We start from the raw sequence: 14,148 nt of genomic DNA on the forward strand, positions 1-14,148 counted from the left end.
CACCCACAAATCGCCCAACCTCAGGAAAATCCAGCAACCCTGTCGGTCGCACCTTTCCGACTATGCCATAACCCTATCAAACCACCGCAACGCCGTCAAGGACTATTTTCCTATTTTCCGCGCCACATACCAAAGCACGGAATCTTTATCATCGCGCCCTACAAAGAAATCATCGATCCGTCGCAGAGCGAAGACCAGACATGAGCCCCATTCCAACGCCCGCGGAAACCCTTCGTGCAGCCATCAAGGAGATTTCACCCAAAGCGCTAAGGCCGACGGATTCGAACTCGTGGTGTTCGGACGGGGCAGCCCCGGGCAGAAGGGCGCGCCTTTTTCTTGACGATACATGGTCGAGGTCACCTGCGCCTTGGGACCTGCCGACAAATGATCTGCCTTGGCATGATGACATGGCTCCGCGACTCGATATGGGCGTGCTCACTCTCCACGGAATCCACCTCAACTTCTGTGTCTTGCGATGGATGAACGTGGTTCCCGCGCAGAGGTCCCCGATCGTCAGGACGTTTGCTTTTCCTTTGGATTTGCAACTGAATCTGGCCATCGAGCAGATCAACTTCAGCGACATTCATCACCCCGCCGTCATGGACCTGACGGAAGACGATGTCGAAGCCCTTGCGGGCTTCATTCGTTTCGCGATGCAGACATATCTGAAGGCCTGGACTGCAGGCAAGGTGGAACGGGCCGCACGATACAATTGTCGCGCCGTGGGAAAGTTGCACGAAAACTGGCGGCACCCCCGTCCCAGTCTGGTGGCTTTGAACGAACAATTATCGTCCTACGCGCGGAGTTTCACACCAGCGCGCGTGCAACACCCCTTGCTGGGTCGGTATGAAATCGAAGGGGAAGGATGGTATTGCAGTGCGACCCTGAAAGAAGAGCCGGACATCGTCATCATGGTACCGGGAACAGACCGCGAAGACCCGCTCCTTCATCGCGGTAGAGTCCGGGTTGGCTCCCAGGAAATCCCGATCGACATCATTGAGTTCTACGACTTCAAGCCGGTGGAAACCACGCTTGGCGAAAACGGAGACCCTATCGAAAAGTTTCGCCTCTACGCGATGATACATCCATTCAGCCAATCCGTTGAACCCATTCGAAGCCCGCCCGCCGGGATCGACATTTCCGACGCAACGCGGGCTGTCCGGCATATGAAATGGGCATGGATTCAACACCATCAGGCGCGGGCCTCGAAAAACACAGTAGTAGACGTCGTGGTATTGTGACCTGAGACCTCCAGGCCGCCAGCGCTTGGGCGCCTCCGCTTTCTGTTTAGCTGCCCCTGTGCTACGCTGCGTCCTATGATATCCAACGATCTCATCACAATTGCGCTCGGCATGCCGGAAGCACAGGAGAGTGCGCATTTCGGCAAGCGCGACTTCCGGGTGGGCGAGAAGATTTTCATGTCGCTGCCGCAGCCGGGCCGCGCAGTGCTGAAACTGACGCCGGGCCAGCAGGCGATGGTCGTCGAAACCGATCCGGGGCTATGCGCACCGGTGCCGGGCGGATGGGGCCTCAAGGGCTGGACGTCGGTCTATTTCGACAGCGCGGACGGAGAGCGCGTGCGCGACCTGATCGGCACCGCCTGGCGCAACGTGGCGCCGAAGAAACTTGTCGCCGCCAGCCTGCACTGACGCCGCCTATTTTTCCTCACCCACCTCCATGGGCCAGGTCACGAGATAGTCCTCGTAGTCGTCGGTATCGATGCCCTCTTCGCTGATCGTGCGCCCACGGGCCGAAATGCCGGCCTGGTGCACGGTGTCCGGGTCACCGGAAACCAGCGGGTGCCACCAGTAGAGGTCGTGGCCGTCGCGCACGAGGCGGTAGCCGCAGGTCGGCGGCAGCCAGCTGATCGTCTCGACGCTCTCCACCGTCAGCCGGATACAGTCGGGCACGGTCGCCTGGCGGTTTTCATAGTCCGAACAGCGACAGCTTTCGCCGTCGAGCAGCACGCAGCGGATCGACGTCCAGGCGATTTCGCCGGTGTCCCAGTCTTCCAGCTTGTTGAGACAACAGAGTCCGCAGCCATCGCACAGGCTTTCCCACTCCGTGTCGTTCATTTCGGCAAGCGACTTCGTCTTCCAGAAAGGCAGATCGCCGGGCTTTTCCGCATTGTTGCTCATCATGTCCGACCCCTGAACCCCTCGGGGCCAAAGGTCAAGGGCGGTCGCCGCTAACCGTTTCCCGCAAATTCCGTTCTGTCGCCTTCAAAAGACTGATATCGTCCCTGAATAAACCGGTGGTGAGAGGACGTTAACCGAATACGGGCAGGTTGTGACCGCCCGCCAAGAGGTCCGCGATCGTGGAAGACGACAGCCAGAAACCGACAAAACCCCGCCGCCGCAAGCGGCACTTTCTTCTGCGCATCGATTCCTGGATCGACTCCACGGTCTGGAACGCCGGTTTTCGCCTGGCCGAAATCTGGGAAGAGATCACCATCTTCTCCCGCCGCTTCCACGTCAAAGGCTGGAAAAAGGCCGTCTTCGAGGTCGCCGGCGAAGGCATGAACCTCGGCACCGCCGGCTTCGTGCTGCTGCTTGCCTTGGCGCTCCCCGCCTTCGAGGAAACCACAGGCAACTGGCGCGCGCAGAGCGATTTCGCCGTCACCTTCCTCGATCGCTACGGCAACGAGATCGGCCACCGCGGCATCATCCACGAGGACTCCGCGCCGATCGACGAACTGCCGGACCATCTCATCAAGGCAGTACTCGCGACGGAAGACCGCCGCTTCTTCAGCCATTTCGGCATCGATTTCCTCGGCCTCGCCCGCGCCATGAACGAGAATGCCCGCGCCGGCGGCGTCGTGCAGGGCGGTTCCACCCTCACCCAGCAGCTGGCGAAAAACCTGTTCCTGTCGAACGAGCGCACCATCGAGCGCAAGGTGAAGGAAGCCTTCCTAGCCCTCTGGCTGGAGGCGAACCTCTCCAAGAAGGAGATCCTGCGGCTCTATCTCGACCGCGCCTATATGGGCGGTGGCACGTTCGGAGCGGCGGCGGCGGCGCAGTTCTATTTCGGCAAGAACGTCACCGACGTGAACCTTGCCGAATCCGCCATGCTCGCCGGCCTGTTCAAGGCGCCGGCGCGCTACGCGCCGCACGTCAACCTGCCGGCCGCCCGCGCCCGCGCCAACGAGGTTTTGACCAATCTCGTGCAGGGCGGGCTGATGACCGAGGGCCAGGTGATCGCCGCCCGGCGCAACCCCGCCACCATCATCGACCGCAACGAGAAGACGGCGCCGGACTTCTTCCTCGACTGGGCCTTCGAGGAGGTGCAGCGTATCGCAAAACCCTTCGCCCAGCATTCGCTCATCGTGCGCACGACCATCGACATGGGCCTGCAGGCCGCCGCCGAGGAAGCCGTGGAAAGCGGCCTGCGCCAATACGGCGAGAGCTACCGCGTCAAGCAGGGCGCGCTGGCGATGGTGGAAAATGGCGGCGCCGTGCGCGCCATGGTCGGCGGGCGCGATTATGGCGAGAGCCAGTTCAACCGCGCGACACGAGCGCTGCGCCAGCCGGGCTCGTCCTTCAAAGCCTATACCTATGCCGCCGCCATGGAATCCGGCATGACGCCCGAGACGACCATCGTCGATGCACCGATCAGCTGGAACGGCTGGTCGCCGCAGAACTACGGCCGCAGTTTTGCCGGCCGCGTGACGCTGATGACGGCGATGGCGAAGTCCATCAACACCGTGCCGGTCCGCCTCGCCAAGGACAAGCTCGGCACCAAGCGCATCGCGGAAATCGCCAAGGAAATGGGCGTCGAAACACCGCTGCGCACCGACAAGACCATGCCGCTCGGCACCTCGGAAGTCACCGTGCTCGACCAGGCGACGGCCTATGCCGTCTTCCCTGCCGGCGGTCTGCAGTCGCGCCGCCACGGCATCAGCCAGATGCTCAATTACGACGGCGACATTCTTTACGATTTCGGCCGCGACGAACCGCCGGCCAAGCGCATCCTGTCCGAACAGGCGGATTCGTCGATGAACCGCATCTTCGTCACCATTCCGGTGAGCGGCACGGCGCGGCGCGGCGCGCTCGATCGCGGCATCGTCTCGGGCGGCAAGACGGGCACGACCCAGGCCTATCGCGACGCCTGGTATGTCGGCTTCACCGGCAACTACACCACCGCCGTCTGGTTCGGCAATGACGACTATACCTCGACGAACAACATGACCGGCGGCTCGCTGCCCGCCATGACGTTCAAGCGCCTGATGGACTATGCCCATCAGGGCATCGAGCTGAAACCCATTCCCGGCATCGAAAACCCGCTGCCGGACGGCACGAAGGCGACCGAGGTGGCTGCGACGACCGGCGACGAGAACCCGTTGCCGGCGCTTGTCCGCCCCCGCTCGCTCTCGGCCGATGTCACCAAGCTCTTGAAAGACATAACCCGCCAGTTCAATGAGGCGAAGCCCCTGAAGGCGGACGGCCGCGTGGCCGCGCTTGACGGGGCTCGACCGAACCGGACAGAGTAACCAGAAGCTGATTCCAACGGTCGATTGCCCTTGTTCCGTACACCCCTTGTCATCGCTACAGCGCTCGCCGTCGCCTTCGGCCTCGGCATCCTGAGTTCGATCTATGCGCTGAGGGCAACGGTCGGCTTCGGCGCCATTGCGCTCGGGCCATGGACCGCCTTCCCGGCCGCCCAGACGATCGACGCCGACCCCTATGCGAAGGCGCACCGCGCACGCGACGGCAAGCTGCTGCTCGGCGCTGCCGAGGGTCTCACCTTCACCGCAGCAAAAGACAGCGAGAACCGCTCGCTCGTCGAAAATTGTCGGTATGAAATCCAGGGCATCACGCCGCCTGCCCGCCTCTGGACGCTGCATGCGGCCGACCGCAACGGTAACCCGCTGCCGGGCACGCTGCCCGGCCTGCCGACCGGCATCAACGCCTGGTCGGTATTGCGCAGCGCCGACAGCAGTTTTTCGATCCGCATCGCCGCGTCCGCCACGCCCGGCAACTGGCTCGCCGTGCCGGAGGGCAAGGCACCGTTCCTGCTGGTCATGACCCTGCTCGACACGCCGACGGCCGGCAGTTCCGGCGTCATCGACCTCGCCATGCCCGGCATCACGCGGCTGGACTGCGCCGATGCGTAGTCTGCTCTATGCCATCGCCGTCGGCCTCGTCGGCGCCGCACTCCTGCACATCGTCATCATCCTTTCCCTGCCGAGCTTTACCGGCCGCGACGCCTACACCCGCGTGCAGAGCTTCGGCGAGGCGAACCGTTTCTTCCCGCTGGCAAACACCGGCGGCACGCTGGCGCCGATCAACGACGATCCGGCCATGAAGACCGCCGTCTGCACCTTCTCGGTGGAAAACGGCCCGATCCGCCTTTTTGCGGCGGGCGAGGTACCGTTCTGGTCGCTCGTCGTCTATGACGAAGCCTCCAACGAGGTCTTCAGCATGAACGACCGCACCTCCGTCAGCGGCGCGCTCGACACGCTGATCGCCACGCCGATCCAGCTCATCGGCATCCGCAAGGCCGTGCCGCAGGAGCTGGAACAGTCGATCCTGGTCGAAATGCGCGGCGAGGAAGGTTACGCCGTGCTGCGCACTTTCGTGCCCACGCGAAGCCGCGAGAACGCGGCAAATGCCTTCCTGGCGGATGCCAGTTGCGAGCCGTTTCCGGCAGAACAACAGTAAGGAAGTAGCTCGCCTGGAGCTCGAAGAGCAGGTTTTCCCTGCGATCGTAGATGCGCCGCGACCATCAGCGCGCAAATCCAAACGCTGCAACCGCAGCGATCGGCGAAATCGTCATCAGGGCCGGCGGGCTGTATCCGGGGCGGTCGTCTTCGCGGCCTTGCTGCGCGCGGCAAGCATGGCCGGGGTCAGGCGCTCATAGCGCACGCCGGTGAACAGAAGCACCTGGGCCGGGGCCTCGCGGCGAATGGTGTCGCGTCTCGTGGTTCGCGCGAGCCATTCCTTTAATCGTACTACGTCTGCCATTCTCGCCTCCAAAAGAAGAATCGAGACGGATGAAGTACTCCTACAATCTCACCCTGCCCGTTTCCGGGCCGGTGCATCCGGTTCCGTCGTCACCCGGCTGCGACATGAGCTGATGTCATCCCAGTCGCATACAGGTGGAAAACGGCGATACGGGTCCAAAAGTTTCCCATTCACGAGAAATTGTCTGGGACCGTCCGGTATCCGGACCATCGCACCTTTCCCATCGAACCAGCGACGCCCTTTGGCGGACCGCCGTTCCAACACCCGAATCATACCACGTCCATCGAATTAGACGAGCCGATCCATGTCCCTAAAACTAACGACTATCGGGTTAACATGCTGTTAACACTAGCCTGAAGATCGCACGCGCGCAGTTCCCTATGGCACAGGCGCTGGCCGGATAGGCGTCCTGATGCGGCACGCCGACAGCGAAGGCACGGCCTGCAACTCCTGCGGCAGCGCTTTGTAAACATTGCCGTTTCCGCGCGAGCAAGGTTAACGGCTCGCTAACGCTTTTCCTCTATTTTTCATGAACGACAATGGGGATCGGCAAGGGGCTGCCGTTCCGGGGATGACGGGTGTTTTGTGGCGGACAGGTTTCGCGAATTGGAGAGACCGCAGGCGGGGCGGCCGAAGGACATCGTGTTGATGGCCACGGTTTCCAGCTTCGAGAGCCTGCGTTTTCCGTCCAGGTCGGATCTTTATCAGTTCGGCGAACTGTTCGCGCCGCTCTTTGACGCCTCCACCGAGGAAGCGCGCCGGCAAGCCGTCGCCGCCCTGTCGCGCTGCCCGCAGATCCCCGACGACACCGCCCTCTTCATCGCCCGACAGCCGATCGGCATCGCCGCCATATTCCTCATGGGCTCGAAGGCCATCCCCGATGCGACGCTGATGCGCATCCTGCGCGCATCCGGTCCCGAGCACGCCCACGCCATCGGCCGGCGCGACGATCTTTCACCCGCGATCATCGAGGCGCTGGTCGGCACGCATCAGGACCATGCAAGCCGCCGCACCGGTGAAGACCGGGAGTTGGCTCTCGCGGAAGCGGCAAGGCTGGAGCGGGAAGAACAGATGCGCGAGGAGCTGCGCGCCCTCGTTCGTGCCGCAACGCCTGCGGCCGAAGCGCCTGCCGGGCTCGAACCGGCAACAGAAATGCATCAGGTGCTGTTCGTGCGCTTTGCGCGCGGTGGGGAAATCGGGATGCTGGCGGTGACGCTCGCCGATGCGCTCGCCTCGAGCCAATGGCTTTCGGAGCGCATCCTGCTCGATGTTTCGGGGCGGCAGCTTGCCGAAACGCTGGTGGCGCTCGACCTGCCCGAAGCAGACAGCGCGTTCATTCTGGAAAAGATCTACCCGCATCTTGCCGCGGGCGGCGCGGAAGCGCTGCTGTCGACGCTAGACCCCGCCGAGGCGATCCTCAGGGTCGAAAGCTGGCAGAGGGCGGACAGCTACACGAACGGCAACGGCCTGCCGAAGGCGGCCAATGGCGACGACGCGCAGGCGAATGGGCAGGATCACCATGACAGGTCCTCCGTGACGAAACGGCAACGCGCCGCCGGTTGAAATCCAGTTCTGTTAGAAAATCCGGCGCTTGGCCGGCAGGCGAACCGTCGCGCCTTCGTTGCGCTCGGCGGAGAGCGCGGCCAGCATGGTCACGACGAACATTCCCGAAATCAGCAGTGCAAGGGCAGGCAGCACGATAAACATGGGCGTTTCTCCAGGGGTTCACAGGCCGTTGCCTGTGCCTCCCTTTTCCCATGTCGGCCGCCTGCCGGCTGTTCCCGCAGGAACAGGACGGTCAGAACAGGAAGTCGCCCTTCGAAAGATCGGAGAGATCGACGTGCTTCAGCGTCAGCACATCGTTGCCGGCGCGGATCAGCACGTCGTCGCCGCTCTGCACTGCATGGTTCTTCACGAGGTCGGCAAAGCTGGTGATGTCCGCAAGGCTAGAGAAATCGACGCGGTCGGTGCCCGGCGCAAAATCCGTCACGCTGTCCTTGCCCGAGCCCTTGGAGAAGATGAAGACATCGGCCCCGCTACCGCCGATGAGCGTGTCGTTGCCCTTGCGGCCGTCGAGGATATCGTTGCCGGCCCCACCGGAGAGCGTGTTGCCGCCGCTGTTGCCGATGATCACGTTGTCCAGGCCATTGCCGGTGCCGCTCATGCCGGCGGTGCCGAGCAGGATGAGTTTTTCGAGATTGGCGCCGAGCTTGTAGCTCACCGACGACTGCACCGTGTCGATCCCCTCGCCCGCCTTCTCGACGAGTTTCAGGGCCGCATCGGCGACGAGATAGGTGTCGTTGCCCTTGCCGCCCGCCACCGAGCCGATCACCTTGCCGCCGCGTGTGTCGAAGATGTCGTTGCCGGCACCGAGATCGACATTGCCGCGGATCGTGCCGTTGTTGGTAATGGCCTCGACACCGCTGCCACCCTTCAGCGCAAGGCTGTCGGCGGTCAGCGAGCCATTGTTGGAAAAGATGTTCTTGCCGCTGCCAAGCAGTGACACCGCAACACCCGATGTCGCCGTCACGGCGCTATTGTTGGTCAGCGTCGCATTCGCGCCGTCGATGAAGATGCCGGATGCACCCTTCAGGATGCCATTGTTGGTGATCCGTGCGCCCGCGCCACCGACGTCGATGCCGTCACCCATGGTCGAGGTGATCGTCTTGTGGTTGGCGAAATTGGCGTTTGCACCATCCAGCCGCACGGCATCCCGGGCGGCGGTGATCGTACCGTTGTTCGACATGACGAGGTTGGCGCCCGTCACGACAATGCCTTCGTCGCCGCGCGAGACGACCTTGCCGTTGTTGGTGATGATGGCGTTCGCGCCGGTGACCGTGATCGCGTCGAGCTTGGCATCGACCGTGCCGCTGTTGGTCACGGTGGCCTTCAGGCCGACGCTACGAATGCCGTCATCCGCCGTCGACCGGATGAGCCCGTAATTGGTGACGATCGTCTTCACACCCGACACGATCATTGCATCGCCAGCGCTTTTCACCGTGGCATGGTTGGTCACAAGCGCATTATCGCCGCTCGCCTTGACGCCGACGGCGCTGGACAACACGGATCCACGGTTGGTGAAATTCAGGCCTTCGCCGGTAAAGACGCCGGCATAGGTGCCGCCGGACAGCGTGCCGTGGTTGGTAAGGACCAGATCCGCCCCGCTCGCCGTCAGGCCGATCAGCTTGGCGGAGACGACGCCGTTCGCCTTGATGGTAACGTCGCCGGCATTCGCCTTGATGGCGGTGGAGCCCAGAACCACGCCATTGCCGGCGGAAGACGTCACCTTGCCGTCGAACACCAGAGAGCGGCCGGTATGGGCGCCGGCGGCATCGACGGCCGTGCCCTTGGTGGCGATCGAAACGCCGGGCGCAACAATCCACTGGCTGTTTGCCTGCCGGGCAAGGAGCGTCGACGTCATGTCGACCTGGATGTAATACTTGGTCATTCCTGTCAGGCGTCCATCATTGACGTGGCCACGTCTTAAAATCCTATCGGCAAAGAATCCGTTTCAAATGCGGCCGGTGCCGCCGAATTTCTCAACGCGGTTAACGGCGAAAGAACCCGTCATCCTTCGGCTCGGCCACGCCGAAATCGATCAGGTCACCGAGATCGTCCGTCTCGACCGTCACCACCCAGAGGTCGCTGTCGAAGCGCCGCTCCCGGTCGATCGCCGCAGAAACCGCGGCCGCGTCCACCCCGCTCAGCCGCGTCTCGAACAGCCGCTGGCCGCTCTCCTCCGCGTCGAAGAAACTCTGCGGCGCCGGGGCATAGAGGGTCTCCGAGCCGTCGCGGAAAACCTGCCGGACGAACACCGCTCCCGCCTCCTCCGCGCCCTTCGCCTCGACAGCCGCGAAATCGCCGCGTGCGAAGACACGGCGCATCAGGGCGGAGACGAAGATATCGGTGCGAAGACGCATGGTCGCGGCATACACCGCGCCGGGTGCCGGGGCAATCGCCAGATCTATACGCGGATCGCCAGCCGCAGCCCGCCCCAGTGCCGGCCATTGACGGTGATGGGCGCGGAAATGTCCTTCATCAGCACGAACTGCCCGCCGCCCATGTCGCGACGATAGGTCTGGAGGAGGAACGGCTGTGTGTTGCGGCCGGCAGCCAGCCCCACCCGGTCGTTGAAGATCCGGCGGTTGCGGCAGTTCGCGGTGTTCCAGGCAGGATCGCCCGGCCGCTGCGGCTCGGAGAATTTGCGGTTGTGCGTCGGCAGGTAGCCATTTTCGTCCACCGCCGCACAGAAGGCGATGCGCTGGTCGCGCGTCGCGGCCGGCTCCTGGATTGCCGGAAGAACGCGATCGGTAAAGTCAGTGAACCGCGTCATCATCTGCACCGGATCGCTGCCCGGGATCGGCCGGTATTGCCGGTCGAACAGCGCCTCCATGCCGATCTCGCCGCTCAGCACCGCACCGGCAAAACGTGCCGAAACCTCGTCGGCCAACGCCTGAACCAGGCGGATATAGGGACTGTCCGGCGTCTCGATCCCCGCGCTCGCCGTCGCCTGGATGATGCGCTCGGAGATGGTCACCACCTCGCCGACCTTGCCGGAGGCCTTCTGCAGCACCTCGTTGGAGCGGATGATCTCCGTCGAGGCTGCACCGATCGACCGTGCAAACTCGCTGCATTCCTTGTCTACGGCACCTGTCGTGGCCGCGAGCGAGGACGCACTGTCGAGGATTTTCGACATGACCGCCTCCACGCCGGCAAACGAGCCCTGCACCTGCGACGCCGTCACCTTCACGCCTTCTGCCGATACGCGTGCGCCCTCGCCCGCCGCTTCCAGCCGGTCGATGCGCGCGCGCAGTTCCTGCAACGTCTTCTGGATCGAGGCCGTCGTGCTGGAGGTTTCCAGCGACAATGTGCGCACCTCCGCGGCGACCACCGCAAACCCCTTGCCCGCCTCGCCCGCACGCGCCGCCTCGATGGCGGCATTGAGCGCCAGAAGATTGGTCTGCCGCGCGATGGTGCCGATCGCGTCGGCCAGCCGGCCGACATCCGCCAGCGCCCGGGAGAAGGCGGAAATCTCCGTGCCGATCTCGTTGGAGGCCGTCACCATATGGTCGATGGCCGCAATGGAGCCGTCGAGCTGCACCGCCTGTTCGCCCAGCACCTTGCGGGCGCTTGCGGCCAGCTGGTCGGTTTCTCCAAGCGTGCGGGCAATGTCGCCATTGGTGCTGGCAATGGCCGTCGCCGACTGGGTCAGCCGGGTGAAGAGGCTGGCATGTTCGCGCGATTGCGCGGCCGTATCCTGAATGGAACCCGCAATATCGACGAGATGCAGGCCGAGATCCGAAGCCTCGGCGGCCAGCCCGCCCACGACCCGGCGCAGCGCCCCGGCATCGGCCGGTGCATCATCTTCAAAAGTATCCGCAGTCTCACGCAAGGCAGCGTTGGACATGGCTCGACAATCCTCCCGGCAATCGGAAGATTATCCGGCAGGCATGGTTAATGCTTCCTTTAAAAGCAACCGGTAGATGTGTGCGTTGCAGTCGTACGACTTTGGTCGCATGCGCGCATTACAGCGCGCCGATGTCTTTCAGCTTGGCGAGCACCTGCGTGTTCGGCTCGCCTGTCACCGGGAGACGGTAATGCTTCTCGAAATGGCGGATCGCCAGGCGGGTCTTTTCGCCGATCAGGCCGTCCACGGCGATATCCGTGTAGGCGATGTTGCTGAGCCCCTTCTGGATCTTCATCACCAGGTCGCTCGGTGCAGGCTTTGCCACGGCGGAGGTGACCGCCGGATCGGCCTCGGCCTCCATGATCGCGGCAGCGACCGGGTCGGCCTCGTCCTGTGTCGTCTCGCTTACCGGCGCCGGCCGTTTCTCGATGACCTTGGCCACCTCGTCGAAGGGCCGCTCGCCGGGCATCACGTCGGTGACTTCAGGCAGTTCCTCGCCCTCTTCCAGACGTTCGATGACGAAGGTCGTCTGGTCGTGCGGCTCGGGCTTGGTCGCCGTGAAGCCGAGCGAATTGTCGGCCGCACGCATCTTGAGGAACGGCGCGGGATGGCCGCCCGGTTGGTACCACAGCGCGTTGGCCGCCACGAAGGAGAACACGACGAGAAAGGCGCAGGTGCCGCCGACGGTGCCGGGATTGCGCGCGGCGAGGCCTCCGAGCGCGACAAGCCCGGTGATGACGACGTTTTGCCGGCGCGGCGGCGGCGCGGCCGCGCGCTTGCCGGAACCGCCCTTGCGGGCCTGGCCTTGCGGCCGCCGCTCAGGCTGTTTTCTGACGTGCGCGTTCATGGGTCGTGTCCTTGCCATCGAGCGACGGCTCGTAAACGGTCTCACTGCCCGCTGCAAGGCGCGGCGGGAAATCAACGGTGGATGCGGTGGTCAGCCGGTGGTCGTCCTCGTGCATCACGCCGGACCCATCTGCCGGCACGCGGATGGTGATGACGGTGCCCTCGCCCGGCCGGCTCTGGATGACAAAGCTGCCGCCATGCAGCGCCACGAGACCCTTGACCAGTGACAGACCGAGGCCGGTGCCTTCGTACTTGCGGGTATATTCGTTCTGCACCTGCATGAAGGGCTGGCCGATCAGCGCAAGCTTGTCAGCGGGAATGCCGATGCCGGTGTCGCTGACGGTCAAAAGCAGGTCCTTGCCCTCGCGCGCCGCATCGATGGTGACGACGCCGCCGCGGTCGGTGAACTTGATCGCGTTGCCGACGAGGTTGATCAGGATCTGCTGGATCGCCCGCTGGTCGGCCACCGCCTCGCCGATGGCACGCGGCACGCGGCTCGTCAGCTTGATGCCCTTGTCGCGCGCCTGGAGGCCGAGCATCTGCTCGCAGGCCCGCACGCTGTCGGCGACGATGAAGGGCTCGGTCAAAAGTTCGTAGCGCCCGGCCTCGATCTTCGAGACGTCCAGCATGGTGTTGACCACCGACAGCAGGTGCGAACCCGACTGGTGGATCAGGGCGACATATTCGCGCTGGCGATCGTTTTCGAGCTTGCCGAAATACTCGCCGGTCAGAATGTCGGAGAAGCCGAGAATGGCGTTCAGCGGCGTGCGCAGCTCATGGCTGACAGCGGCGAGGAAGCGCGTCTTGGCGTCGTTGGCCGATTCGGCTTCCGCCGTCTTGCGCGCACCTTCGCTCTTCAGCCGTGCCTCTTCGGACATGTCGCGCGACTGGGCGACGACGGCGGCAAGCGTGCCGTCGGCACCGTGCAGCGCCGTCATTTCCACGCGCATATGCATGAACTGCTCGGCATCCGCCTCCAGGCGCGGGCGGTCGATGCGGATGTCCACCGTCTCGCGCACGCCACCCTGGCGCAGGCGGTCGATCGCGGCGAGGAAGCCGAGGCGGTCGGAAATGTGGATCTGGTCGAGATAGCCGCGCGCCATCGGGTCACGCATCCAGGCGAGCATGTCTGCACGGTCGCGGCCGTGCACGGCGGTCACGAAACCACGCGCATCGTGCAGCGTCACGAGGCCGGCAAACAGATCGTAAGGAGAGGTCTGCACCGGCGCGCTGGCGGCCAGCTCTTCGGCAAAGGTCTTCGGCTTCAGCGGCTTGGGCTGGCGCACCGAGGTCGCGGCGGCGGCAAGCAGCGCACCGGCGCCGACGACAGCGACACCGGCCGGCAGCGCGGCCGAGGCGGGCATGATGGCGGACAGAGCAAGCGGCAGGCCGGGAATGGCGGCAAGAAGCGCCAGCGTCGTGGCGCGCAGTGACGCGGACGGGCGCTCATCCGTGGCGTCCACGCCCGCAACGCCCGCAACGGCGCCCAGGCGGGCTGCCATTCTGTCAGCGATGATGGTCAATTGGCGCAACGCAAAACCCTGCCGTTTATGTTCTTTTGTGTGAGCCCAAAATCGCATCGGCGACTTAAGGAAAGAATAAACGACGGGGCCCGAAACCGGCCCAAAAAGCCTCAAAAGTCCCATTTCGGGGCAATCCACCGGCCATTCGTCCGGCGTGGTTAACGGGGTGTAAGCGCCTCATTTTGCGGCATTTTTCTGTTCATGTTAACCTCTGGGGCAAGCCGCCCCAAATGCACCTCCCGGCGTTCCGGCGCCTTGGGTCCGGTGGCCACGCCTTCATCCTTAACGGCAATCGCTAAAATCTGCCTCAAATGCCGGTAAAGTCGGAGATAGGTCGCATTTTACTTAAATCTGGGCAAAACCTGAGTGATTCTTGAAAAGGGGAATTTCCTTCCGGCTCCTATTCTCG

The 14,148-nt window shown here is 63.7% G+C and carries 14 protein-coding genes; 6 read left to right on the plus strand and 8 right to left on the minus strand.

Going from position 1 to position 14,148, the window contains the following annotated elements; translation table 11 throughout:
• Positions 1 to 200 precede the first annotated feature (200 nt).
• Complete coding sequence (locus AC1RT2_RS06525; RefSeq protein ID WP_493100477.1) at positions 201 to 1,241, plus strand: hypothetical protein; 1,041 nt, start codon at positions 201 to 203, stop codon at positions 1,239 to 1,241.
• 75 nt (positions 1,242 to 1,316) lie between these two features.
• Positions 1,317 to 1,649, plus strand: a complete 333-nt coding sequence (locus tag AC1RT2_RS06530) for an MmcQ/YjbR family DNA-binding protein (RefSeq protein ID WP_493100482.1) — start codon at positions 1,317 to 1,319, stop codon at positions 1,647 to 1,649.
• Between the two features lie 6 nt (positions 1,650 to 1,655).
• Here AC1RT2_RS06530 and AC1RT2_RS06535 read toward each other — a convergent pair whose 3' ends face one another.
• Positions 1,656 to 2,138 (minus strand): YcgN family cysteine cluster protein, encoded by a 483-nt coding sequence (locus AC1RT2_RS06535; protein ID WP_493101247.1) that lies wholly within the window; start codon positions 2,136 to 2,138, stop codon positions 1,656 to 1,658.
• Positions 2,139 to 2,317: 179 nt separating this feature from the next.
• Between AC1RT2_RS06535 and AC1RT2_RS06540 the strand changes: the two genes are divergently transcribed.
• The 3 genes from AC1RT2_RS06540 to AC1RT2_RS06550 are packed head-to-tail and all read left to right on the plus strand — an operon-like array spanning position 2,318 to position 5,660.
• Positions 2,318 to 4,489, plus strand: coding sequence for a transglycosylase domain-containing protein (locus AC1RT2_RS06540; RefSeq protein WP_493100484.1), 2,172 nt, complete (start codon positions 2,318 to 2,320; stop codon positions 4,487 to 4,489).
• A gap of 30 nt (positions 4,490 to 4,519) precedes the next feature.
• On the plus strand, positions 4,520 to 5,113 hold the full coding sequence (locus tag AC1RT2_RS06545) for a DUF1214 domain-containing protein (RefSeq protein ID WP_493100486.1): 594 nt from the start codon (positions 4,520 to 4,522) through the stop codon (positions 5,111 to 5,113).
• Positions 5,106 to 5,660 carry a DUF1254 domain-containing protein gene (locus tag AC1RT2_RS06550; protein ID WP_493100488.1) on the plus strand — a complete coding sequence of 185 codons (555 nt, stop codon included), beginning with the start codon at positions 5,106 to 5,108 and terminating at the stop codon, positions 5,658 to 5,660. The genes AC1RT2_RS06545 and AC1RT2_RS06550 overlap by 8 nt, the downstream gene beginning before the upstream one ends.
• 114 nt (positions 5,661 to 5,774) lie before the next feature.
• Here the strand turns inward: AC1RT2_RS06550 and AC1RT2_RS06555 are convergent, their stop codons facing one another.
• Positions 5,775 to 5,963, minus strand: coding sequence for a hypothetical protein (locus AC1RT2_RS06555; RefSeq protein WP_069059417.1), 189 nt, complete (start codon positions 5,961 to 5,963; stop codon positions 5,775 to 5,777).
• Positions 5,964 to 6,611: 648 nt separating this feature from the next.
• On the opposite strand from AC1RT2_RS06555, the gene AC1RT2_RS06560 reads away from it, so the two are divergent.
• Positions 6,612 to 7,526 (plus strand): DUF2336 domain-containing protein, encoded by a 915-nt coding sequence (locus AC1RT2_RS06560; RefSeq protein ID WP_493100490.1) that lies wholly within the window; start codon positions 6,612 to 6,614, stop codon positions 7,524 to 7,526.
• Positions 7,527 to 7,538: 12 nt separating this feature from the next.
• On the opposite strand, the gene AC1RT2_RS06565 is transcribed toward AC1RT2_RS06560, so the two are convergent.
• The 6 genes from AC1RT2_RS06565 to AC1RT2_RS06590 form a co-directional block, all read right to left on the minus strand.
• On the minus strand, positions 7,539 to 7,670 hold the full coding sequence (locus AC1RT2_RS06565) for a hypothetical protein (RefSeq protein ID WP_276508797.1): 132 nt from the start codon (positions 7,668 to 7,670) through the stop codon (positions 7,539 to 7,541).
• A gap of 91 nt (positions 7,671 to 7,761) precedes the next feature.
• Complete coding sequence (locus tag AC1RT2_RS06570) at positions 7,762 to 9,411, minus strand: hypothetical protein (RefSeq protein ID WP_493100493.1); 1,650 nt, start codon at positions 9,409 to 9,411, stop codon at positions 7,762 to 7,764.
• 100 nt (positions 9,412 to 9,511) lie between these two features.
• Positions 9,512 to 9,883 carry a DUF1491 family protein gene (locus AC1RT2_RS06575; RefSeq protein WP_493100495.1) on the minus strand — a complete coding sequence of 124 codons (372 nt, stop codon included), beginning with the start codon at positions 9,881 to 9,883 and terminating at the stop codon, positions 9,512 to 9,514.
• 44 nt (positions 9,884 to 9,927) lie between these two features.
• Complete coding sequence (locus tag AC1RT2_RS06580; protein ID WP_493100496.1) at positions 9,928 to 11,370, minus strand: methyl-accepting chemotaxis protein; 1,443 nt, start codon at positions 11,368 to 11,370, stop codon at positions 9,928 to 9,930.
• Positions 11,371 to 11,488: 118 nt separating this feature from the next.
• Entirely contained in the window at positions 11,489 to 12,217 is a 729-nt protein-coding gene (locus AC1RT2_RS06585; RefSeq protein WP_444800393.1) for a peptidoglycan-binding domain-containing protein, read from the minus strand.
• A complete protein-coding gene (locus AC1RT2_RS06590) occupies positions 12,189 to 13,718 on the minus strand; it encodes a sensor histidine kinase (protein WP_493100498.1) in 1,530 nt (509 codons plus the stop codon). The genes AC1RT2_RS06585 and AC1RT2_RS06590 overlap by 29 nt, the downstream gene beginning before the upstream one ends.
• Positions 13,719 to 14,148: the final 430 nt, after the last annotated feature.

Source organism: Shinella sp. GW821-FHT11G07 (assembly GCF_058808115.1).

Coding starts and splice junctions, on each gene's coding strand:
- AC1RT2_RS06560 (WP_493100490.1), top strand. CDS start 6,612: ATGGCCACGGTTTCCAGCTTCGAGAGCCTGCGTTTTCCGTCCAGGTCG.
- AC1RT2_RS06530 (WP_493100482.1), top strand. CDS start 1,317: ATGATATCCAACGATCTCATCACAATTGCGCTCGGCATGCCGGAAGCA.
- AC1RT2_RS06555 (WP_069059417.1), bottom strand. CDS start 5,963: ATGGCAGACGTAGTACGATTAAAGGAATGGCTCGCGCGAACCACGAGA.
- AC1RT2_RS06575 (WP_493100495.1), bottom strand. CDS start 9,883: ATGCGTCTTCGCACCGATATCTTCGTCTCCGCCCTGATGCGCCGTGTC.
- AC1RT2_RS06550 (WP_493100488.1), top strand. CDS start 5,106: ATGCGTAGTCTGCTCTATGCCATCGCCGTCGGCCTCGTCGGCGCCGCA.
- AC1RT2_RS06585 (WP_444800393.1), bottom strand. CDS start 12,217: ATGAACGCGCACGTCAGAAAACAGCCTGAGCGGCGGCCGCAAGGCCAG.
- AC1RT2_RS06570 (WP_493100493.1), bottom strand. CDS start 9,411: ATGACCAAGTATTACATCCAGGTCGACATGACGTCGACGCTCCTTGCC.
- AC1RT2_RS06535 (WP_493101247.1), bottom strand. CDS start 2,138: ATGAGCAACAATGCGGAAAAGCCCGGCGATCTGCCTTTCTGGAAGACG.
- AC1RT2_RS06580 (WP_493100496.1), bottom strand. CDS start 11,370: ATGTCCAACGCTGCCTTGCGTGAGACTGCGGATACTTTTGAAGATGAT.
- AC1RT2_RS06590 (WP_493100498.1), bottom strand. CDS start 13,718: ATGGCAGCCCGCCTGGGCGCCGTTGCGGGCGTTGCGGGCGTGGACGCC.
- AC1RT2_RS06565 (WP_276508797.1), bottom strand. CDS start 7,670: ATGTTTATCGTGCTGCCTGCCCTTGCACTGCTGATTTCGGGAATGTTC.
- AC1RT2_RS06525 (WP_493100477.1), top strand. CDS start 201: ATGAGCCCCATTCCAACGCCCGCGGAAACCCTTCGTGCAGCCATCAAG.